This is a genomic window from Rhodococcus sp. HNM0569 (assembly GCF_012726205.1).
Taxonomy (GTDB): Bacteria; Actinomycetota; Actinomycetes; order Mycobacteriales; family Mycobacteriaceae; genus Rhodococcus_F.
On record NZ_JAASAE010000002.1, the window covers coordinates 415,694 to 436,988 of the forward strand.

The 21,295-nt window shown below is 70.1% G+C and carries 23 protein-coding genes, 1 tRNA gene and 1 other RNA gene; 15 read left to right on the forward strand and 10 right to left on the reverse strand.

Annotation, left to right across the window (positions count from 1 at the left end; translation table 11 throughout):
* The first annotated feature begins 60 nt into the window (after window positions 1–60).
* Together smpB and HCA44_RS04305 are read left to right on the forward strand one after the other, a co-directional pair.
* Window positions 61–534, forward strand: a complete 474-nt coding sequence (gene smpB / locus HCA44_RS04300; RefSeq protein WP_169647271.1) for an SsrA-binding protein SmpB — start codon at window positions 61–63, stop codon at window positions 532–534.
* 5 nt (window positions 535–539) lie between these two features.
* On the forward strand, window positions 540–1,388 hold the full coding sequence (locus HCA44_RS04305; protein ID WP_169647365.1) for a DMT family transporter: 849 nt from the start codon (window positions 540–542) through the stop codon (window positions 1,386–1,388).
* An 8-nt stretch (window positions 1,389–1,396) separates the two neighbouring features.
* On the opposite strand, the gene HCA44_RS04310 is transcribed toward HCA44_RS04305, so the two are convergent.
* Window positions 1,397–1,969, reverse strand: coding sequence for an XRE family transcriptional regulator (locus HCA44_RS04310; protein WP_169647272.1), 573 nt, complete (start codon window positions 1,967–1,969; stop codon window positions 1,397–1,399).
* 71 nt (window positions 1,970–2,040) lie between these two features.
* Here HCA44_RS04310 and HCA44_RS04315 point away from each other — a divergent pair, with 71 nt between their 5' ends.
* The 7 genes from HCA44_RS04315 (at window position 2,041) to HCA44_RS04345 (ending at window position 8,024) form a co-directional block, all read left to right on the forward strand.
* The gene (locus tag HCA44_RS04315; RefSeq protein WP_169647273.1) at window positions 2,041–3,069 is read left to right on the forward strand and encodes an NAD(P)/FAD-dependent oxidoreductase; all 1,029 of its coding nucleotides are present in this window, start codon (window positions 2,041–2,043) and stop codon (window positions 3,067–3,069) included.
* A 57-nt stretch (window positions 3,070–3,126) separates the two neighbouring features.
* Window positions 3,127–3,494: a transfer-messenger RNA gene (gene ssrA / locus HCA44_RS04320) on the forward strand.
* Window positions 3,495–3,645: 151 nt separating this feature from the next.
* Window positions 3,646–5,277 (forward strand): phosphoglucomutase (alpha-D-glucose-1,6-bisphosphate-dependent), encoded by a 1,632-nt coding sequence (pgm, locus tag HCA44_RS04325; RefSeq protein WP_169647274.1) that lies wholly within the window; start codon window positions 3,646–3,648, stop codon window positions 5,275–5,277.
* Window positions 5,278–5,304: 27 nt separating this feature from the next.
* On the forward strand, window positions 5,305–6,516 hold the full coding sequence (locus HCA44_RS04330) for an MFS transporter (RefSeq protein ID WP_169647275.1): 1,212 nt from the start codon (window positions 5,305–5,307) through the stop codon (window positions 6,514–6,516).
* A 25-nt stretch (window positions 6,517–6,541) separates the two neighbouring features.
* Window positions 6,542–7,033: a MauE/DoxX family redox-associated membrane protein gene (locus tag HCA44_RS04335; protein ID WP_169647366.1), complete on the forward strand. Its 492-nt coding sequence runs from the start codon at window positions 6,542–6,544 to the stop codon at window positions 7,031–7,033.
* 46 nt (window positions 7,034–7,079) lie between these two features.
* Window positions 7,080–7,820, forward strand: coding sequence for a DsbA family protein (locus tag HCA44_RS04340; RefSeq protein WP_169647276.1), 741 nt, complete (start codon window positions 7,080–7,082; stop codon window positions 7,818–7,820).
* 131 nt (window positions 7,821–7,951) lie between these two features.
* Window positions 7,952–8,024 (forward strand) — tRNA-Ala (locus HCA44_RS04345).
* An 85-nt stretch (window positions 8,025–8,109) separates the two neighbouring features.
* Here HCA44_RS04345 and HCA44_RS04350 read toward each other — a convergent pair.
* On the reverse strand, window positions 8,110–9,000 hold the full coding sequence (locus HCA44_RS04350) for a LysR family transcriptional regulator (RefSeq protein ID WP_169647277.1): 891 nt from the start codon (window positions 8,998–9,000) through the stop codon (window positions 8,110–8,112).
* 206 nt (window positions 9,001–9,206) lie between these two features.
* Here HCA44_RS04350 and HCA44_RS04355 point away from each other — a divergent pair, with 206 nt between their 5' ends.
* From HCA44_RS04355 to bluB, 3 genes are read left to right on the forward strand one after another with little or no spacing between them, the layout of a single operon-like run.
* On the forward strand, window positions 9,207–10,115 hold the full coding sequence (locus HCA44_RS04355; protein WP_346764569.1) for a DMT family transporter: 909 nt from the start codon (window positions 9,207–9,209) through the stop codon (window positions 10,113–10,115).
* A 56-nt stretch (window positions 10,116–10,171) separates the two neighbouring features.
* Window positions 10,172–11,194: a GTP-binding protein gene (locus HCA44_RS04360; protein WP_169647278.1), complete on the forward strand. Its 1,023-nt coding sequence runs from the start codon at window positions 10,172–10,174 to the stop codon at window positions 11,192–11,194.
* 35 nt (window positions 11,195–11,229) lie between these two features.
* Entirely contained in the window at window positions 11,230–11,820 is a 591-nt protein-coding gene (gene bluB, locus HCA44_RS04365; RefSeq protein WP_206037735.1) for a 5,6-dimethylbenzimidazole synthase, read from the forward strand.
* 11 nt (window positions 11,821–11,831) lie between these two features.
* On the opposite strand, the gene HCA44_RS04370 is transcribed toward bluB, so the two are convergent.
* From HCA44_RS04370 to glp, 4 genes are all read right to left on the reverse strand, one after another.
* Window positions 11,832–13,355, reverse strand: a complete 1,524-nt coding sequence (locus HCA44_RS04370; protein WP_346764570.1) for a DEAD/DEAH box helicase — start codon at window positions 13,353–13,355, stop codon at window positions 11,832–11,834.
* Between the two features lie 166 nt (window positions 13,356–13,521).
* Complete coding sequence (locus HCA44_RS04375) at window positions 13,522–13,941, reverse strand: molybdenum cofactor biosynthesis protein MoaE (RefSeq protein ID WP_169647280.1); 420 nt, start codon at window positions 13,939–13,941, stop codon at window positions 13,522–13,524.
* A complete protein-coding gene (moaCB, locus tag HCA44_RS04380) occupies window positions 13,934–14,911 on the reverse strand; it encodes a bifunctional molybdenum cofactor biosynthesis protein MoaC/MoaB (RefSeq protein WP_169647281.1) in 978 nt (325 codons plus the stop codon). The genes HCA44_RS04375 and moaCB overlap by 8 nt, the downstream gene beginning before the upstream one ends.
* 30 nt (window positions 14,912–14,941) lie before the next feature.
* Entirely contained in the window at window positions 14,942–16,132 is a 1,191-nt protein-coding gene (gene glp, locus HCA44_RS04385; RefSeq protein ID WP_169647282.1) for a gephyrin-like molybdotransferase Glp, read from the reverse strand.
* 114 nt (window positions 16,133–16,246) lie between these two features.
* Between glp and moaA the strand changes: the two genes are divergently transcribed.
* Together moaA and HCA44_RS04395 are read left to right on the forward strand one after the other, a co-directional pair.
* On the forward strand, window positions 16,247–17,302 hold the full coding sequence (gene moaA / locus HCA44_RS04390; protein ID WP_169647283.1) for a GTP 3',8-cyclase MoaA: 1,056 nt from the start codon (window positions 16,247–16,249) through the stop codon (window positions 17,300–17,302).
* On the forward strand, window positions 17,295–17,570 hold the full coding sequence (locus HCA44_RS04395) for a MoaD/ThiS family protein (RefSeq protein WP_169647284.1): 276 nt from the start codon (window positions 17,295–17,297) through the stop codon (window positions 17,568–17,570). The genes moaA and HCA44_RS04395 overlap by 8 nt, the downstream gene beginning before the upstream one ends.
* A 43-nt stretch (window positions 17,571–17,613) precedes the next feature.
* On the opposite strand, the gene HCA44_RS04400 is transcribed toward HCA44_RS04395, so the two are convergent.
* A complete protein-coding gene (locus HCA44_RS04400; protein ID WP_169647285.1) occupies window positions 17,614–18,384 on the reverse strand; it encodes an NAD(P)H-binding protein in 771 nt (256 codons plus the stop codon).
* A 4-nt stretch (window positions 18,385–18,388) separates the two neighbouring features.
* Window positions 18,389–19,228: an ammonia-dependent NAD(+) synthetase gene (nadE, locus tag HCA44_RS04405; protein ID WP_169647286.1), complete on the reverse strand. Its 840-nt coding sequence runs from the start codon at window positions 19,226–19,228 to the stop codon at window positions 18,389–18,391.
* A 71-nt stretch (window positions 19,229–19,299) separates the two neighbouring features.
* Here nadE and HCA44_RS04410 point away from each other — a divergent pair, with 71 nt between their 5' ends.
* Window positions 19,300–19,851 carry a nucleosidase gene (locus HCA44_RS04410; protein ID WP_169647287.1) on the forward strand — a complete coding sequence of 184 codons (552 nt, stop codon included), beginning with the start codon at window positions 19,300–19,302 and terminating at the stop codon, window positions 19,849–19,851.
* A gap of 1 nt (window position 19,852) precedes the next feature.
* Here HCA44_RS04410 and HCA44_RS04415 read toward each other — a convergent pair whose 3' ends face one another.
* A complete protein-coding gene (locus HCA44_RS04415; protein ID WP_169647288.1) occupies window positions 19,853–20,620 on the reverse strand; it encodes an META domain-containing protein in 768 nt (255 codons plus the stop codon).
* A gap of 10 nt (window positions 20,621–20,630) precedes the next feature.
* A complete protein-coding gene (locus HCA44_RS04420; RefSeq protein ID WP_169647289.1) occupies window positions 20,631–21,263 on the reverse strand; it encodes a TetR/AcrR family transcriptional regulator in 633 nt (210 codons plus the stop codon).
* Window positions 21,264–21,295 lie beyond the last annotated feature (32 nt).

Genomic DNA, 21,295 nt, shown 5'->3' on the forward strand with positions numbered 1-21,295 from the left:
TCGGACATGTCCCTGCACACGGGACGAACACACGGCACGACGGACTGAAAGGCCCGCACAGTGAAGGAAAAGGGCCGGAAGGTCATCGCGACCAACCGCAAGGCGCGTCACAACTACACGATCCTCGACACCTACGAGGCGGGCATCGCGCTCGTCGGCACCGAGGTCAAGAGCCTCCGCGAAGGCAAGGCGTCGCTCGTCGACGCGTTCGCCACCGTCGACGACGGCGAAGTGTGGCTGCGCGGCCTGCACATTCCCGAGTACACGCAGGGCTCGTGGACCAACCACACGCCCCGGCGGAACCGGAAGTTGCTGCTGCACAAGCGCGAGATCGAGCACCTCGTCGGCAAGTCCCGCGAGGGCAACCAGACGCTCGTGCCGCTGTCGATGTACTTCTCCGACGGCAAGGTCAAGGTCGAACTCGCGCTCGCCAAGGGCAAGCAGGACTACGACAAGCGCCAGGACATCGCGCGACGCACCGCCGAACGCGAGGTCACGCGTGAACTCGGCCGGCGCATCAAGGGCATGCGCTGAGCGTTCTGCTCGCTCTCGTCGCAGCCGTCGGGTACGGCGTGAGCGATTTCGTCGGGGGCGTCGCCTCCCGCCGCGTCGCGGCGCTGCGGGTCGTCCTCGTCTCCTACCCGCTCTCGCTGCTCATCGTGCTCGCGCTCGCACCGTTCGTCGGCGGCACGATCACACCAGCAGGCATGGCGTGGGGCGCCGCGTCGGGTCTCGCCGGCGGTGTCGCGGTGTGGTGGTTCTATCTCGCGCTCGCCGAAGGTCCGATGGCGGTCGTGTCGCCGCTCACCGCCGTCATCGTCGCGGGCCTGCCGGTGGTGGTGGGCCTCGCGCTCGGCGAACGGCCGGGGCCGGTCGCGTACATCGGGATCGTCGTCGCGCTCGTCGCGGTCGTCCTGGTCAGCCGCGAGTCACCCGACGATGCGACCGCCGAGGTCAGTGCGCGCACCCTGAGGTTCACCAAGAAGGTCGCTCTGCTCACGTTCGGTTCGGGCGTCGCCTTCGCGCTCACCTTCGTGTCGCTGCACCAGATCGGCGACGACGGTGGGCTGTGGCCGCTCGCGCTCCAGCGGGCGTTCGCCACGCTCGTCGTGTGGGCCGTCGCGCTCGCCGCGCACCAGTTCGCCCCGCCGCGCGGGATGCCGCTGCGGCTCGCGATCTACGTGAGTGTCCTCGACGTCGTCGCCAATGCCGCGATGATGTACGCATTCCACGGCGGCATGCTCTCGCTCGTGAGTGTGATCGGCGCTCTGTATCCGGCCGCCACGGTCCTGCTCGCGATGGTCATGCTGGGCGAGCGGGTCGGTCGCTCGCAACAGGCGGGCATGCTGCTCGCGCTCGCCGCGGTGGCGATGATCTCCGTCGCCTGACCGAGCGCTCAGCGGCCGGTACGGGCACGCAGGTGGATGCGTTCACCTTGCTTGCCGAACAGGCTCAGTAGCTCGGCCGGGCCGTCGACGGCGCCGAACCAGTGCGGCACGCGGGTGTCGAATTCGGCGGCCTCGCCGGCCCGCAGCACGGTCTCGCGGTCACCCAGGCGCAGGCGGATCTTGCCCGAGAGCACGTAGAACCACTCGTAGCCCTCGTGCGTCTTCTGCGTCACCGGATCGTCGGTGGGTTCGACGATCAGCTTGTACGCCTGCAGGTTGCCGGGCTGGCGGGTGAGGGGGATCGACGTGTGGCTGCCGATCTTCTGCGGCACCTGCCGCACCCGGGGATCCTGTGGCTCCGAGCGGACCAGGTCGTCGAGTGACACGCCGAGGGCGGACGCCACGGGCAGCAACAGCTCGAGGGTCGCCTTGCGGCGACCCGACTCCAGGCGCGACAGCGTGCTCACCGAGATGCCGGTCTGCTGGGCGAGGACCGCGAGGGTGAGATCGCGTTCGCCCCGCAGCGCCCGCAGGCGCGCGCCCACCGTGGCGATCGCCGCCGTCGAATCCGGGTCGTTCATCCACCCCACCTCCGTTTGCCGTAACAGCAATTGTACTTGCCGATTCCTTCGCTCGGCGGCACTGTCGAGGTATGACGGACAACGAACGAATCGACCCCTCGGTAGACCGCGTGGATGTCGCGGTACTCGGCGGCGGTGCGGCCGGACTCAGCGCGGCCCTCGTCCTCGGTGAGGCGCTGCGCAGCGTCGTCGTGATCGACAACGGTGCGCCACGCAATGCCCCCGCGACACACATTCACGGCTACCTCACGCGGGACGCCACCAGTCCGGCGGAGTTCCTCGATGCCGGGCGGGCGCAAGCGCGCGCAGTGGGAGCACGGTTCCTGGACGCGGCGGTGGACAGCGTCGAGCAGGTGGGCGAGAGTGCGGACTGCGGGCCCGCGTTCGACGTGCGGCTGCGCGACGGGGCGATGGTGCGTGCACGGCGCGTGCTGGTCGCGACCGGCCTGGTCGACGCCTTCGACAGCGAGATCGCGGGTGTCGCGGAGCAGTGGGGCCGCGGAGTCGCGCACTGCCCGTACTGCCACGGCTACGAGGTGCGCGGTTCCGCGATCGCGGTGCTGTCGACCGATACGGCGCGCGGCGTCCACCAGGCGCTGCTCCTGCGGCAGTGGTCCGAGGACGTCACGCTGTTCATCCATAGCGGTGACGACCCCGACGAGGTGTCGGCGGAGCGGCTCGCGGCACGTGGCGTCGACGTCGTCGCCGGTCCCGTCGAGCGGCTCGAGCAGGCGGGCGACGCCGTGACGGGTGTCGTCCTCGCGTCGGGGGAGCGGTACCCGGCCGAGTCCGTGTTCGTCGGCGCGATGCTCCGGGCGGAGCCCAACGACGCGGTGCTCACCGCGCTCGGCGCCGAGACTCGGGGCACCCCGTTCGGCCCGTTCGTGAAGGTCGACTCGATGACCTTCGCGACGTCGGTCCCGGGCGTCTACGCGGCAGGGAACGTCGTGGATCCCTCCGCGCAGGTGATCGTGAGTGCGGCGGCCGGCTACCGCGCGGCGGCGATGCTGAACTTCGATCTGGTCGAGGAGGACACCGACGCGGCCGTCGAGGAGGCCCGGCGGTCGTCGGGAACGCGTCGTGCAGAAAAAGCGGGATGAAATTGTCGGGAGGGCGCGTTACAGTGGGTGGCCCCATGAAGGACGTGGGGCACGTACGGGGCTGAACGGTTTCGACTGCGTACGTTGAGACAGGGGAAGCGTGTCGGTGCAGGCAAGAGACCACCGTAAGCGTCGCTGCAACCTATAAGCGCCGATTCCAATCAGCGCGACTACGCACTCGCTGCCTAAGCGACTGCGTGTCTGTCAGCCCGGGTTCGCCCTCGACCCGGTCCCTGGCATCAGCTAGAGGGCTTTACCGTCCGGCTCGGTCGCGGAGTCGTACGGGACAACTCACAGCGACTGGGACCGTCATCTCGACTTGTTCGCGAGATCGGGAGGTCCGAGTAGAGGCATAGCGAACTGCACACGGAGAAGCCCTGGCAAGATGCCGCAGGACCCGGGTTCAATTCCCGGCAGCTCCACGGAAAGGCCGGGCCGCGAGTCACCGAGACTCGCGGCCCGGCCTTTTTCTTGCGCTCGTGTCGGGCTTGCCCGGGAATCCGGCGCCCGCGCGCGGGGAGGGGAAGAATGGCACGCGTGCGCCGAACCGGTCGGCGCCCAGAACAGGGAGGTGCCGTGGTTCACGAACGCGCCGGGCAACCCGCTCGCCCGGAGGACCTGGTCGATCTGCCCGGTCTGGTCACCGCCTACTACACGCGCGTGCCGGACCCGGACGACCCGCGTCAGCAGGTGTCGTTCGGCACGTCGGGCCACCGCGGGTCGAGCCTGGACACCGCATTCAACGAGACCCACATCCTCGCGATCACGCAGGCGATCGCCGAATACCGCAGACACCAGCATGTCGACGGCCCGCTGTTCCTCGGCCGCGACACGCACGGCTTGTCCGAACCGGCGTGGGTCAGCGCGATCGAGGTGCTCGCTGCGAACGACGTCACGGTGCTGATCGACTCGCGGGACGGCTACACCCCGACCCCCGCGGTCAGCCACGCGATCCTGCGCTACAACAGCAGCGGTCCGGAGTCCCAGGCCGACGGCATCGTCGTCACGCCGTCGCACAACCCGCCGCGCGACGGCGGCTTCAAGTACAACCCGCCGCACGGCGGGCCTGCCGACACCGACGCGACGGCGTGGATCGCGAAGCGGGCCAACGACCTCGTCCGGCACGACCTGCGCGGCGTGCGGCGGGTGCCCTTCGAGCAGGCACTGCGCCGCACCGAACGGTACGACTTCCTGCGCTACTACGTCGACGACCTGCCGGACGTCGTCGACCTCGAAGCGATCCGCAATGCCGGGGTGCGCATCGGCGCAGACCCACTCGGCGGCGCGAGCGTGGACTACTGGGCCGCGATCGCGGAGACCCACCGGCTCGACCTCACAGTGGTCAACCCGCTCGTCGACGCGACCTGGCGGTTCATGACACTCGACTGGGACGGCAAGATCCGCATGGACTGTTCGTCGCCGTACGCGATGGCGTCGCTGATCGACAACAAGGACCGGTTCGACCTCGCGACGGGTAACGACGCCGACGCCGACCGACACGGCATCGTCACGCCCGACGGTGGGCTGATGAATCCGAACCACTACCTCGTGGTCGCGGTCGACTACCTCTTCGGCCGTCGCGACGGATGGGGCGCATCCGCAGGGGTCGGCAAGACGGTCGTCAGCTCGTCGATGATCGACCGCGTCGCCGCGGGCATCGACCGCACGCTCTACGAGGTTCCGGTCGGTTTCAAGTGGTTCGTTCCCGGCCTGCTCGACGGGTCGCTCGGGTTCGGCGGCGAGGAAAGTGCGGGGGCGTCGTTCCTGCGCAGGCACGGTGGGCCGTGGAGTACCGACAAGGACGGGCTCATCATGGCGCTGCTCGCGTCGGAGATCCTCGCCGTCACCGGGAGGACGCCGTCCGAGCACTACACCGAGCTCACCGAGCGGTACGGCGACCCGGCGTACGCGCGTATCGACGCGCCTGCGACGCGCGAGCAGAAGGCGCTGCTCGCGAAGCTCTCGCCCGAGCAGGTGCACGCCGACCGGCTCGCGGGCGATCCGGTGACCTCGACGCTGACGACCGCGCCGGGCAATGGTGCACCGATCGGCGGGCTGAAGGTGAGCACCGAGAACGCGTGGTTCGCGGCGCGCCCGTCCGGCACCGAGGACGTCTACAAGATCTATGCCGAGTCCTTCGAGGGACCCGAGCATCTCGCGCAGGTCCAGGACGAGGCACGGGAGCTGATCGCGCGCGTGCTCGGCTGATCGGGACGGCTAGGATCGGGCTCGACTATGAGTGCGCCCATCGAGCCGGAATCGCGGCTACCGAAAGAGATCTGGATCCTCGTCTCGGCGAGCTTCGTCATCGCCCTGGGCTTCGGCATCGTCGCGCCCGCGCTCCCGCAGTACGCACGCAGCTTCGACGTGGGGGTCACGGCGGCGACGGTCGTGATCTCGTCCTTCGCGTTCATGCGGCTCGCGTTCGCACCCGTCAGTGGGCGGCTCGTGCAGCGCCTCGGCGAGCGACCCGTCTACATCACCGGCGTGCTCATCGTCGCTGCCTCGACAGGCGCGTGCGCGCTCGCCGCCGACTACTGGCAGCTGCTCGTCTTCCGCGCCGCGGGCGGCATCGGATCCACGATGTTCACCGTCTCGGCGATGGGCCTGCTCATCCGCATCGCGCCACCCGGCAAGCGCGGGCGCGTCTCGGGTATGTACGCGACGAGCTTCCTGATGGGAAACATCACCGGGCCGTTGTTCGGCGGCCTGCTCGTCGGCTTCGGGCTGCGGATGCCGTTCGTGATCTACACGATCGCGCTCGTGATCGCCGCCGCGGTCGTGTTCTTCGCGCTGCGCCGCTCACACCTGTCGGCGCCGGAAGCGGGCGACGACGCCCCGGCGATGACCTTGCGCGACGGTCTCGCGAATCCGGTGTACCGCGCGGCGCTGACGTCGAACTTCGCGGTCGGGGCCATCGTGTTCGGTGTGCGGGTCGCCCTCGTGCCGCTGTTCGTCGTGGAGGCGCTGCAGCGCGACGGGGGACTCGCGGGTGTCGCGCTCACGGTGTTCGCGGTGGGCAATGCGTCGGTGCTCATGCTGTCGGGGCGCTTGTCGGACACGTACGGGCGCCGTCCGTTCGTGTTGACCGGTCTGCTGGTGTGCGGCGTGAGCACGATCGCGATGGGGGCGACCGAGAATCTCGCGGTGTTCTTCGTCGCGTCCGCGCTCGCCGGGCTGGGGTCGGGGATCATGAATCCCGCCCAGCAGGCCGCCGTCGCCGACGTCATCGGTTCGAAGTCGCGCGGAGGGCCGGTCCTGGCGACCTTCCAGATGGTGTCCGACGTCGGCGGCGTCCTGGGGCCGGTCGTCGGCGGCCAGCTCGCCGAACGCCTCTCGTACACCGCGGCGTTCGCCGTGACGGGCTCGGTCATGGTGCTCGCGGCGATCGCGTGGGCCGTCGTGCCCCGCGACCGGGTGCCGAAGGTGCGGGCCGAAGTGCCCTGACGTGCGCGTCGGTACTCTCGACGGGGTGTGGACGAAATGGATCAGCCTGCTCGCGCGCCTCGGCCTCGCGGCCGTGTTCCTCGTGTCGGGCTGGGTCAAGGCCGTCGACCCGTCGCAGACGGTCGTCGCCGTCCGCGCGTACCAGTTGCTGCCGGAATCGCTCGTGCGGCCCGTCGCCGTCACCCTGCCGGTCGTCGAGCTCGCGCTGGGCGTCCTGCTGGTGATCGGTCTCGGCGTGCGCCTGGTCAGCGTCGTGTCCGGCCTCGTCCTCGTGGTCCTCATCGCGTCCATCGCCTCTGCGTGGGCACGCGGACTGTCGATCGACTGCGGGTGCTTCGGCGGGGGCGGCGAGGTCGCCGACGCCGATCCGAGCGACTACGCGATCGAGATCGCGCGCGACGTCGGCTTCCTGGCCCTCGCGGCGTGGCTGACGGTGTTCCCACGGTCGCCGTTCGCACTCGGGCCCCGTTCACGGCCCGTCGCCCCGCGACGTGACGCCGACGCCCTGGCACAGTGAACACACACGATCCGTACGCCCCCGAGCAGAAGGAACGAACAGCCCCGTGAGCGCGAAGAGCAACAAATACAACCCGCAGCCGGAGTCGAGCAAGTCCACCTACATCCTCGGCGGCATCGCGGTCGTCGTGATCGCCGTGCTCGTCATCGGCGGGATCGTGTGGCAGAACCAGCGCAGCAAACCGCGCAACGAGGGCTACGGCAGCGTGCAGAATAGTTCCGTGCAGGTTTCCATGGACGCCGACGGGGTCGTGACGCTCGGGCTGCCTGCCGCCGCCACCACGATCGACCTGTTCGAGGATCCGATGTGCCCGTACTGCGCCGAACTCGAACACGAGAGCGGCCAGGAACTCGCGCAGGCGATCGACGACGGCGACATCGCCGTGCGCTACCACATCCTCAACTTCCTCGACCGGCTCTCCGCCAGCCAGGACTACTCGACGCGCGCGGTCGCCGCGTCGCAGTGCGTCGCCGAGACGGGTGACGCACTCGCGTATTCGGCGTTCCACGCGACGCTGTTCGCCCCCGACTTCCAGCCTGCCGAGAACGGCAACTCGGATCACAGCAACGACGAACTCGCACAGGCCGCGAAGGACGCGGGCGCATCCGGCGAGGCCGCGTCCTGCATCACGTCGGGCCAGCGGATCGAACAGGCCGCCGCGAACGCCGAAGCGGGTCGCCAGACCCTTGCCGCGTCGGGTGCCACGGGCACGCCCGCCGTCGTGCAGGGCGGCCGCGTCATCGACGCACTCGGCAACCCGAACTGGATCGACGAGCTCCGCAACTGACGGGCGGATGCGGTGACGGACGAGACGTCCGTCACCGCATCGACCAGCGGATTTGTTGCCGTCGTTCGAGATGGTGTAGTTTTCTTCGAGCACGAGGAAGTCGTTTCCGAGTGCCGGTGACAACCGCATACGGGGCTATGGCGCAGCTGGTAGCGCACCACACTGGCAGTGTGGGGGTCAGGGGTTCGAGTCCCCTTAGCTCCACTCCGACATCGCGAGAACCGCGTTTCGCCATCACGGCGAGGCGCGGTTCTCGCGTTGGGGGGCGGCCCCGGAAGTCGACACCGTGTCACGCGGGCATCGGGAAGCTGTGGTTGTGCAGCATTTCCACACGATCGGCACCGAGGTATTCGCCGAGCACCTGGGTGACCGCCTCGCGGACGCCGGCTGCGGTGCGGTCGGTGTAGGCCACCCCGAGTTGCACGGCCGGTGGCACGGGGCTTGCCGCCAAACCCACGAGCCCGTCGGGTGCACGGTCGAGCACCGGCACCAGCATGGCGCCCACGCCCGCGCGCGCCGCCTCCAGCCCGGTAGCGAGGTCGTTGACCTCCGCTGCGACGCGCCAGCCGCCCGGGCTTCCGCTGAACGCGTCGAAGCTCGGTTGGCGCAATGTGCACGGCGGCGAGAACGCCACGATCGGCATCGCTTCCGCAGGATCAGGCTGGGGATGGTTCGCCGACCAGAGCCAGCGCAGGCGGAATCCGGCGGTACGCGCGGCGAGTTCCGGTGCGACGCGCGTGGTCACCGCGACGTCTATGCCGCCGGAATCGAGCAGCGAGCGGACCGTCGCATTGCGGTCGAGATGAAAACGAACCTCGGTACCCGGAAACCGTTGGCGCAGACTGGTCATCATCATCGGCAGGATCACTGCGGCACTGTTCTGCGCTGCTCCGATCACGACTGTGTCCCGTTGGGCGGTGTCGAATCGAGCGACGGCAGCATCGTGCGCCGCCAGGATGGCGCGGGCGTGCGAGAGCAGCGCCTCGCCGTCGGGAGTGAGCGCGATGCCGCGTCCGTTGCGGGTGACCAGACGCGTGCCCGCCTCCCGCTCGAGACGACGTAGATGCTGACTGACAGCCGATTGGGTGAGCGCAAGCGACTGCGCGGCCCGATGGACACCGCCGGTGCCTGCGACCGCGCACAGCGAACGCAGTGGGGTGATGTCGAAGGTCGCGGCCATGCTGTGAGCGTAGCGCTTCACGGCCCTGGCAATTATTCGCATTTCGTGAACGGGTGCCGACGGCAACCGAGGTGCTTCGGGGCTCAGTGCCTGGTACAACCCGCCCCCAGTCGGCCTCCACTCGACCGGCCGATCAGTATTCGTGATCGATTCGACAACGAACGATCGTTGGACACACGCAGCGAGCGGCGATGATGGTGGAGGGCGTGAAGCTCTCACTGCCGCTCGGTGCGGCCACCGCCTTCTTCTACGCGCTCGGCTACCCGATGGGCTCCGCGGCGGTGCAGGCGGCGACGCCGGGCATCGTGCTGGCTGCGCGATTCGTCGTGTCGGCGCTCATCCTGGCCTCGATCGTGGGCGCACGCCGTCTCGCGTGGCCGCAGGGAAGACAGGCGTGGCATGCCGCGGTCGTGGGCATGTTGGCGCAGGGCGTCCAGTTCGTCGGGTGTTATCAGGCGATGTATGCGGGCGTGTCTCCCGTCCTGGTGGCCCTGGTGATCGCGATGAACCCGGTCGTCACCGCCGGTGCAGCGGCACTCGCTCTGGGGGAGAGGCTCACCCCGCGCCGCCTGATCGCGGTCGGGCTCGCACTGATCGCGGTCGTCGCCGCGTTCGCGGGCCGAGTGCTGGACGTCGGGCATGTCGACAGCGCGGTGGGTTGGGTGGTCGTCGCCGTGCTCGGCCTGTCGATCGGCGGGGTTTACCAGCAGCGATACCTTCGTGAAGGTCACCCGGTCGCGGTCAACGCCATCGGCGTCACGGTGGCGTTGATCCCGACGGCGGCCTTCGCCGCGTTCACTCCGCAGCACGTCGACGATCCCGGGCGCGCGGTGTGGACGATCGGCGTCCTGGTAGTCGCGAACTCCGTGATCGCAGCAACCCTCTACCTCGCCGCGATCAGGCAGGCCGGGGCCGCGGCGGTGTCGTTGCTGTTCGGTGTCATCCCCTCGGTGGCCGCCCTGCTCACGTGGCTCGTGCTCGGCGAGCGGCCCGACGTCGGTGTCGTGATCGGGCTGGCGCTCGGTGCCGCGGCATGTTTCGTCGGCAACGACACGGGACGCCGGCGGGTGAAGGCGCCCGAACCGTGCGCGAAACCGGCGTACCTGGACTCGTGAAGTGCTCACGAGGCGTCGGGGCTAGCATGGGCGCTCGGCGAGTGAGGAGGGCAGCGGTGCCGAGAAAGCGCATTCCCGTCGTCGTCGTGGCCGGGTTCCTCGGCGCGGGGAAGACGTCCGTGCTCAACCATCTGTTGCGCAACAACCAGGGTGTGCGGATCGGGGTCGTGGTCAACGACTTCGGCGCCGTCAACATCGACTCGATGATGGTCGCCGGACAGGTCGACTCGATGGTCTCGCTGAGCAACGGCTGCATGTGTTGCGCGGTCGACAACGAGGACATGGACGCCCTGCTCGACCAACTCGCGCACCCGGCATCCGACGTCGACGTGATCGTCGTCGAGGCGAGCGGGCTCGCGGAGCCGCGCAACATGATCCGGCTGATCCTCGCGAGCGAGAATCCGTCTGTCGTGTTCGGCGGGCTGGTGATGGTCGTCGACGGCGAGCAGTTCGGCGGCACCCTCGAACGGCATCCGGAACTGTCGCACCATCTCGGCCTTGCGGATCTGCTCGTGCTCAACAAGGTCGACCTGCTGGACGATCCCGTCGCCGCCGACGTGCGTGCCCTCGTGCGCGAGTACAACCCGCAGGCGCCGATCCTGCCCGCGTCGCACGGGCGCATCGACCCCACCGTGCTCTTCGACCCTGCCGCGCGTGGCGAGCCGCTGCCGGGTGAACAACTCACGCTCGACCAGTTGCTCGTCGACGGCGAGGAGCACCAGCACCTGCACGCGGACTATCAGGCCGTCGTGTTCGAGTCGGCCTCGCCGATGGACCCACGCGCTCTCGTCGAGTTCCTCGAGACGCGGCCGCCCGGAATCTTCCGCGCGAAGGGCTTCGTGCATTTCGCGGTGCCCGGGCAGACCCGCAAGTTCGAGGTGCAGACCGTCGGCCCACACATCCGATTCGTGTCGGCCCGGTGGTCGAGCGGCGAACAGCGCGCCACCAGCCTCGTGCTGATCGGCGTCGACGTCGACGAAGCCGAGGTCCTCGCGGCGCTGGCGAGCTGCGTCGACGTAGGCGACGGCGACGACCCGACCGCGATGCTGGGAGTGCACCGCTATACCGTGGCGGCGTGAGCGAATCCACCCCCTCCGTCTACGACGTGATCGGTATGCGCCGGGACGTGCGCGCCGAGTTCACCGGACAAGTCGTGTCGCACGACGTCCTCGGCCGCCTGCTCGGCGCGGCGCACAGCGCGCCGAGCGTGGGCAACACGCAACCCTGGGATTTCGTGGTCGTGCGTGACCGGGCAACGCTCGCGACGTTCGCCGCGCATGTCGCCGAGGCTCGGCGCCGATTCGCGGATTCGCTCCCGCCCGAACGGAAATCGACGTTCGACCCGATCAAGATCGAGGGTGTCGAGGAGTCCGGCACGGGCGTCGTCGTCACGTACGACCCGACCCGCGGCGGCGCACACATCCTCGGCAGGCACACGATCGACGAGACCGGGCTGCTGTCGGTCGGGCTCGCGATCGAGAACCTGTGGCTGGCCGCGACGGCGGAGGGTGTCGGTGTCGGCTGGGTGTCGTTCTACGACGAGCAGTACCTCACCGAACTGCTCGAGATCCCGGCACCGGTGCGGCCGATCGCGTGGCTGTGCGTCGGCGAGGTCGAACGCTTCCAGGAAACGCCCGACCTCGAACGGTTCGGCTGGCGGGAGCGCCGGCCACTGGCCGACGCCGTCCACCTCGAGAAGTTCTGACGGACGGGGCCCTACGAGAAGCTCTGCCCCTGCGAGCGGCGGCGCTGGCCCGAGCGCGCGCCCCCGCCGGTGCGGGCTGCACCCGGCCGGCCCGCGCCCGAACGGCCCGGACGACCGCCACCCGAACGGCCCGGCCGTCCGTCGGCGGAGTGCCGCTGCTGACCGCCTTCGCCGCGGCCTGTGGCGCCCTGGCTCTGGCCGCGACCCCCGGATGCCTGACCCTGGCCGCGCCGTGACTGCGACTGTGGACGATCAGCGGGACGTCCGTTGCGGCCGCGCGCCGGACGGCCGCGGCCACCCGAGTTCTGCTTGTGTTGCGCGGGAGCGTCTTTCGCGGGCGGTGCGACGCGCGGGGCCTCCGCGCCGACGAGCGACGCGACATGCGGCGACGCAGCCGTGGTCGGCACCGGCGACACCTTGATCGCTGCCTTACGCATGAGCACCGCGAGATCCTTGCGCTGATCGGGCAGTACCAGCGTCACGACGTCGCCCGCGCTGCCTGCGCGCGCGGTGCGGCCCGAACGGTGCAGGTACGCCTTGTGTTCGGCGGGCGGATCGACGTGCACGACCAGTTCGACGCCGTCGACGTGCACACCACGTGCCGCGACGTCGGTGGCCACGAGCACCCGGGCCTCGCCCGACGAGAACGCCGCGAGGTTGCGGTCGCGGGCATTCTGCGACAGGTTGCCGTGCAGGTCGACCGACGGGATGCCCGCGTCGGTGAGCTGGCGCGCGAGCTTGCGCGCCTGATGCTTGGTGCGCATGAACAGGATTCGGCGACCGGTGCCCGACGCAAGCTTCTCGACGAGCGCCTTCTTCTCGGTGGTACCCGCGACGTCGTAGACGTGGTGGGTCATCGCGGCGACCGGCGACGTCGCATCGTCGACCGAGTGCAGCACCGGGTCGGTGAGGAACTTCTTCACGAGCTTGTCGACGCCGTTGTCGAGCGTGGCCGAGAACAGCAGTCGCTGACCGCGATCCGGCGTTGCGTTCATGATCCGCGTGACGCCGGGGAGGAAGCCGAGGTCGGCCATGTGGTCGGCTTCGTCGAGCACCGTCACCTCGATTGCGTCGAGCGTGACGTAGTGCTGGCGCATCAAATCTTCGAGGCGGCCCGGGCAGGCGACGACGATGTCGACGCCCGCGCTGAGTGCGGTGACCTGCCGGTTCTGCGACACGCCACCGAAAATCGTGGTGACGACCAGGTTTTCGGCCGCGGCGAGCGGCTCGAGAGTCGCGGTGATCTGCGTGGCGAGCTCACGCGTCGGTGCGAGCACCAGACCGCGCGGGCGACCCGCACGGCGCCGCTTGCCCGACGCGGACGCGGCGAGACGAGCGACCATCGGGATCGAGAACGCGAGGGTCTTGCCGCTGCCCGTCTTGCCGCGGCCGAGCACGTCGCGCCCGGCGAGGGCGTCGGGCAGGGTGTCGCGCTGGATCGGGAACGGTGCGGTGATGCCCTGCGCGGTGAGGGCGGACACGAGAGTCGTGGGAGCGCCCAGTTCGGCGAAGGTGGACGCACTGGAGGTGGACACGGTGGAGGAGGACAAGCGGTGGCCTTTCGTGGCACGAGCAGACTTCGATCGCCGTAAGAACTGCTTGGTGCCGGCAGCCGCTTGCAGAATTCGCGGTGCGTGGTGCGTATCTACGACGCTGGACGGGCTTCGTTGCCGTCTAGTGCGCTCGAGTCTACCGGTCGCGTCACAGTCCGACCCACTCGGAGACCCCGTCGGCGAAATGCTGTCGCTTCCAGATGGGCACCTCGTGCTTGATGCGTTCGACGAGTTCTGCACACACCGTGAACGCCTCGGCGCGGTGCGGCGCCGCGACCGCCGCGACGAGCGCGAGGTCGCCGACCACGAGGTCGCCGACACGATGCACTGCGGCAACGGGCAGACCGCTGCGCCTCGACACCTCGGTGCACACGGTCCGCAGGAAGCGTTCGGCATCCGGATGAGCCTGGTACTCGAGTGCGGACACGGCCTGTCCGCCGTCGTGGTCGCGGACCACTCCTGTGAAACTCACCACCGCGCCGTGCCGCGGGCCGGAGACGGCGGCGTCGACAGCTGCGGAGTCGAGTGGTTCGGCCGAGATCCGCGCGAGCAGAGCGTGGTCAGTCATCGTGGCTTCCTCCACCGGCGATCTGGGCGAGCAGATGGTCGACGATCGGTTCGAGCACCGCGAGACCGTCCTTCACGCCGCCGGGCGAGCCCGGCAGATTCACGACGAGCGTGCCGCCCGCCACTCCGACGAGCCCCCGGCTGAGCGCGGCGTGCGGGGTGACGGCGGCGCCGCGCGCGCGGATGGCGTCGGCGACACCGGGCAGTTCGCGGTCGAGCACCGCGCGGGTGGCCTCGGGCGTCGCGTCGGTGGGCGAGACGCCGGTGCCGCCGGTCGTGATCACCACGGCGGGCCGGGCGCTCAGCGCGTCCGCGAGCCCGGAGGCGATGTCGGCGTCCGAGTACACGAGCGGTCCCCGCACGTCGAACCCGCGGGCGCTGAGCCACTCGGCGATACGCGGCCCCGTCGTGTCCTCGCGCGTGCCGCGTGCGGTGCCGGTCGAGGCGACCAGCGCGACGGCGGTGCCGGGGACAACGCGCCCGGGTGCGGCGGACTGCGCGTCGTCGCGGGTCCAGTGGCCGCGTTTGCCGCCGTCCTTCTCCAGCAGCCGAACACCGGTGAGCATCGCGGCCGGGTCGACGGCCTTGACCATGTCGTGCAGCGTGAGACCCGCGACGGCGACCGCGGTGAGCGCCTCCATCTCGACACCGGTCGCGCCGCGCGTCTTGGCGCGTGCTTCGATCGTGATGGACGTCGCGGTGAAACCGAACTCGATCTTCACCGACGACAGCGCGATCTGATGGCACAGGGGGATCAGTTCGGACGTCTTCTTCGCCGCCGAGATGCCCGCGATGCGCGCGGTGGGCAGCACGTCGGCCTTCGGCATCTCGTCGGCGCGCACGAGCGCGACCACTTCCTCGGTGGTGACGAGTTCGCCGCCTGCCAGCGCGACGCGGGTGGTGTCGCGTTTGCCGCTGACGTCGACCATGCGGGCCCGGCCCTCGGCGTCGAGATGACTCAGTTCGCTCACGGCGTCAACTTTGTCACAGCCTCGGCGAAGTCACAGGGGCCGCACGGTGACACTCGTTCCCGCGGTGAGGCTCGTGGCGTCGGCGGGTACGTCGATCAGCACGTCCGCCCATGCCATCGCGGCGACCAGGTGGGAGCCCGGCCCCGAGACGAGCTCGACGCCGTCACCGCTCGTGCGCCCGCGCAGGAACTGCCTCTTGCCGTCGGGCGAGTGGAGGTCTTCGCGCAGCGTCCGTGAACGCGCGGTGACCGCGGGCAGCCCCGCTGCACGGCGCAACAGCGGCCGGGCGAACACCTCGAACGACACGAGCGTGCTCACCGGATTGCCCGGAAAGCTCAGGACGGGGGTGTCGTCGACGACACCGCTGCCCTGCGGCCCGCCCGGCTGCATCGCGATGTGGCCGAACTGCGCGCCCAGGGGGGCGAGGGTTTCGCGGACCACCTCGAAGTCGCCCATCGAGATCCCACCCGACGTGAAGACGACGTCGGCGGCGGCGGTCGCCTCGGCGAGCCGCGCGCGGAATTCCTCGGGACGGTCGCTGCTGTGCGCCAGGGACACCACCTCGGCACCGTTCGCGCGGGCCGCCGCGGCGAGCGCGATGCCGTTGGAGTCGAAGAGTTCGCCGGGCCGCAGCGCGGTGCCGGCAGGCACGAGCTCGTCGCCGGTCGTGACGATCGCGACGCGCGGGCGACGGCGCACCGCGACCTCCCGTAGCCCCACGGCTGCGAGGACCGCGATGTGCCGGGGTGCGAGCACAGTGCCCTCGCCGAGGAGGACGGTGCCGGCGTGCACGTCGCTGCCGCGCTCACGCACGAACTCGCCCGAGCGCCTGGCCCGTTCGATCACGACGTTCTCGCCGTCGGGGCGCGTGTCCTCGACGGGCACGATCGCGTCGGCGCCGTCGGGGACCGCGCCGCCGGTCATGATCTTGACCGCGGTGCCGGGAACATGCGGTGCGGGGGAGTGCGGCCCGGCCGGGACGAGCCCGCGCACGGGAAGCGTCACGGGCGGGTGGGCCACCGACGCCGCGTCCACCGCGTAGCCGTCCATCTGGGAGTTGCGGAAGATCGGCAGGTCGATCGGCGACGACACCGGGTGCGCGGTGACGCGCCCGGTCGCGTCGTCGAGCGGGACGGTGGTGGCGGCGTCGTCGAACAGGCCCGCGAGCAGTGTCGCGACGTGTTCGGCGTAGTCGTCGACGGAGCGAGCGTGGGGCACCATGCGGCAATCGTAGAGCGGGCGCTCGCGGCGCGGCGTGGGCGACCGGCGAGACGCCCGGCGACGGAAGGGCCATACTGGGAGAACACAGAGCCCGGCGACAGCGGAGGAGGTCGTGTGACGACGGTCGAGATGGGGATTCCCACCGTCCGGGGGTCCGTCTCGCTCGACGGACGGCCAGACGTGCCGGAACTTGTCGACAAGTTCGGTCGCGTCGCACGCGACCTCCGAGTGTCGATCACCGAGAAGTGCTCGCTGCGCTGTACGTACTGCATGCCCGAGGAGGGGCTCCCGGCGATCCCGCAGCAGGACCTGCTCACCGCCGACGAGATCGTCCGTCTGGTGCGGCTCGCGGTCGACCGGCTCGGCGTCCGGGAAGTCCGGTTCACCGGTGGCGAGCCGCTCATGCGTGCCGATCTCGAACAGATCGTCGCGGGCTGCGCGGCCGCGGTGCCAGGGATTCCGCTCGCGCTCACCACCAACGCGATCGGCCTCGAACATCGTGCGCGTGGTCTCGCCGCCGCCGGTCTCACGCGGGTCAACGTGTCGCTCGATTCGATCGACCGCGCGCACTTCGCCCAGCTCACCCGACGCGATCGGCTGCCGTCGGTGCTGGCAGGCATCCGCGCGGCTGCAGATGCCGGTCTCGCGCCGCTCAAGATCAACGCGGTCCTGATGCCGGAGACGCTCAGCGGCGCCGCCGACCTCCTCGCGTGGGCGCTCGCAGAGGGCGTCGCGCTGCGCTTCATCGAAGAGATGCCGCTCGACGCGGATCAGGAGTGGGCGCGCGAACACATGGTGTCGGCCGACGCGCTGCTGTCCGCCCTGGGTGCACGATTCGCGCTGTCGCCGGTAGGCCGCGACGACCCTTCCGCGCCCGCGGAAGAGTGGACGGTCGACGGCGGACCGGCCACCGTCGGCATCATCGCGTCCGTCACCCGTTCGTTCTGCGCCGACTGCGACCGCACGCGCATCACGGCGGAAGGCACCGTCCGCTCGTGCCTGTTCAGTGACAGCGAGGTCGACCTGCGTGGCGCGTTGCGTTCGGGCGCGACCGACGACGAACTCGCGCAGCTGTGGCGCGGCGCCATGTGGAACAAGTGGGCAGGCCACGGCATCGACGCCGCCGGTTTCACGCCCCCGCAACGCAGTATGGGAGCAATCGGTGGCTGATCCGCACGACCTCGCCGTCGACACGACGCTCACGGTGCGCTACTTCGCGGCCGCGGCCGACGCGTCGGGCTGTGCGAAGGAGACCTTCACCGTGCCGGCGGGAGCCGATCTCGCCACGGTCGAACGCGTGCTGATCGAGCGGCACGGTGCCCCGATGGCGCGCGTGCTGGCAGTGGCCGCATTCCTGGTCGGCGACGATCTCACCCGCGACCGCACCGCGCCGGCGGGCAGTGAGGTCGACGTGCTGCCGCCCTTCGCCGGCGGCTGACCGCCCTGTGCGCGAAACAGGCGTACCCGGACTCGTCAAGTGCTCACGGTTCGGCGAGCCACTGCTCGAAGGTGATCTCGCCGTACGTCGCCTCCGGCACGAGGTTCTTGCCCGCCCGGAAGAACTCGCCGAGTGGTCCGGGCATCGGCATGCTCACCACGAGGCCGTGCCTGCCGGTCGCCTTCTTCCACGCCGTGGCCAGGTCGCGTGACGTGCGCACCTCGGGGCCGCCGATCGTGATCGGGTGGGACGGGATCGGACCGTCACCGAGTGCGGCGGCGACGAGCGCCCGCGCGACGTCGCGCGTGTCGATCGTCTGGAAACGCACACCCGACGGCGCCGGAATCACGCCGAAGCGTGCGGTGGGCCGTGCCAGCATCGGCACGAAGTCGTGGAACTGGGTCGCCCGCACGATCACGGTGTCGACCGGGCTGTCGCGGTACTTCGCCTCCTGCGCCGTCTTCGCCTCGTAGTACGAGTAGGTGCTCTCGTCGACGCCCGCGATCGACAACAGCACCGCACGCCGCACACCCGCGGCGTGCGCCGCGTCGAGCAGGTGCGTGGTGCCCGAATCGAACACTGCGCGAGCCGATTTGGTCATGCCGTTGGTGGCGTCGACGACCGCGTCGACACCCTCGAGCGCGTCGGCGACGCCCTCCCCGGTCACGAGATCGGCGAATCGATGATCGATCTCGCTGCCCGGCGCGCCGCCGTGGCGGGTGAGCGAGCGCACCGCATGACCGTCGCGCAACAACGTCTTGACCACGTGACGACCGGCGACCCCGGTGCCGCCTGCTACGAGAACTGTTGCCATGACGTCACTTCCACCACGTGTCGGCCGGCGTGACCGGCACCGTTCGTTTGTGCCTGGTGCGCACGAAGACCTCCTCGATGCGCTGGGCGACCCCGGGTTCGACGTCCTTGCCCTCGAGGTAGTCGTCGATCTCGGCGTAGCGCAGCCCCAGTGCTTCCTCGTCGGGCAGGGCGGGGCGGTCGTCCTCGAGGTCGGCGGTGGGCACCTTCTGCCACGTGCTCTCGGGCGCGCCCAGTTCGCGCAGCAATGCCGCGCCCTGCCGCTTGGTCAGCCCCGCGAGAGGTGTCAGATCAGCCGCGCCGTCGCCGAACTTGGTGAAGAACCCGGTGACGGCCTCGGCTGCGTGGTCGGTGCCGACCACCAGGTAGCCGAGTTGCCCGGCCACCGCGTACTGGATCATCATGCGTTCGCGCGCCTTGATGTTGCCGCGCACGAAGTCGCGCAGCCGCTGCTCGCCGCCCAGTGCGTCGCGCAGCCCCTCCGCCGCTTCCGCGCCCGTCGCGTCGGCGCCCGGCTTGACGTTGACGGCGATCGCGCGGTCGGGGCGGATGAACCGCAGCGCGCTCTGCGCGTCCTCCTCGTCGGCCTGGGCGCCGTAGGGCAGTCGCACCGCGAGGAATGTCGTGTCGGTGCCGTCCGCACGCAGCGCCTCCACCGCGAGCTGACACAACCGGCCCGCCAGCGTCGAGTCCTGACCGCCGCTGATACCGAGGACGAGGCCCTTGGCGCCGGTGGACGCCAGGTACTCCTTGACGAAACGCACGCGGTCGCGCACCTCGGCGGCCGGGTCGATGGAGGGCCGCACGGCCAGTTCGTCGATGATCTGCGCACGAAGGTTCGCCATGCCTGGAACCTTAGCCAGATGCGTCCTCGGGTGCAGCGGGGTGTGTTCGGGTGCACGGTAGGGTCGCCGCCATGCAGAGACCGGATGTGCTCGTCGTGAGCGCGACGCGTGCCGAGGCCGCTCACGTGCCACCCGAGTTCGAGGTGCTGGTCACCGGGATCGGGAAGGTGGCCGCGTCGGTCGCGGTGTCCGCGGCCCTCGCGCAGCGCGCCGGGAACGCGCCGCTCGTGGTCAACATCGGCACCGTCGGTGCTCTGCACGCACACCACTCGGGTCTGTTCACGCCGTCGCGCGCGCTCAACCACGACCTGAGCGGCGACGCGATTCGTGCACTCGGCTACGACCCCCGCGACGTGCTCGACGTCGAGGACGGCGACGGCACGGTCCTCGCGACGGGCGATGCGTTCGTGTCCGACGCCGAGGTGCGCGACGCGCTCGCCCGCCGTGCCGATCTCGTCGACATGGAAGGTTTCGCGGTCGCTTTCGCGGCCGCGCGCTTCGGTGCGCAGTGCCGGCTGGTCAAACACGTCAGCGACCGAGCCGACGAATCCGCGCACGGGTGGGCCGCGACGGTCGACGCGAGCGCGCGCGAGCTGGGGGACTGGCTCACGCGGTACGTGTGATTCACGGCGTCGCGCGCAACTCCAGACCCACTCCGTCATCGCGCGTCACACGCATCGTGTTGCCGTCCACCGACGCGTGCACGCGGCCGGCGAGTGCCGCGAGCACCGCCTGTTCGACCTCCATGACGTCCGGTGGGCACGCCATGCGCGTGGTCGCCAGTGGGCCGAATTCGATTGTGTCCCCGTTCACTTCGGCGTTGCCCTGAAAACGGTTGCAGCCGGTGGTGCCCGTCACGTGTCCGTCGGAGCCGATCTGCAGTGCGGGGGCCGATGTCTCGAGCGCGGCCGACGTGGTGACGGCGTCGGCGGAGATCAGTGCCGTGACCGTCCATTCGGTGCCGGTGATCGCGCGGTCCGGTTCGAGGATCTTCTGGTCCGTCAGCGTGACGGTGCTGTCCGCGCCGGTGACGGTGAGAGTGTCGTCGTCGAGCTGCCACGACGGAGTCGATTCGAGCAGTCCCGTCATCCACGCGTCGGCCTCCGCGCGTTCGCCGATGCACGCCATCATCGTCGTGCTCATCGTGCCGACAGCGAGGGTGCCGTTCGCGGTGTCGACCGGGGCCGACGCGTGATTGCATCCGGCGTGCGCGCCGAGCATCCCGGGCTCGGCGAACGACAGGGTCAACGGGCCACCGCCGGGAATCGGTGTGCCGTCGACGGACGTCGACACGAAGGTCCGGCCGTCGAGATCCTGCGGTGCGGGTTCGTCTCCTCCGCTGCCGCACGCGGTGAGGAGTACCAGGCCGGCCAGCAAGGCTAGAGCGCGCATGCGCCCGAGACTAGTGGGCGTGCGCGTCGGCCGGAGCCGTGCAGCCGGAATGCACGACGCGCCGCACCAGTTCGCACCATGCGGCCTCGAGCCGTTCGAGGGCGATACCGCGCTCTCGCGTCTGATGCATCACCAGCGACGCGTCGAGCGGTGCGTAGAGTGCCTCGGCGAGCAACGCTGCGTCGGAGTCGACGCCGCACTCGCGCAGCAGCGCGGTGATGTGCGTGAGGGCGACGGCGCGTGCGGGTGCACCGAAACGGTCGTCGGCGACACGTTCGGACGCGCGCAGGATCTCGCCTTCGACGCCGATCTGGCCGAACCGCGCCCGGCCGTACGCGAGCAGGCGTTCGCACGGCGGGGCCCCGGGGCCGAGCGGCGGAGGGCCGAAGATGAACCCGTGCTGGATTTCTCGCTCCGAGTGGTCGAGCAATGAACGCATCAGGCCGGCGCGGCTGCCGAACCGGCGGAAGACGGTGCCCTTGCCCACGCCCGCACGGCACGCGACGGCGTCCATCGTGACGGCGTCCGCACCCAGCTCGGCGACGAGGTGCGCTGCCGCGTCGAGCAGCAGCGCCCGGTTCCGCGCTGCGTCACCCCGCTCGGGTGGTGTGGCCCCGATCTGGGGGAGGAGCTCACTCGTCACGCCCTCAGAATACAGACCGCGGCCACCGGTAA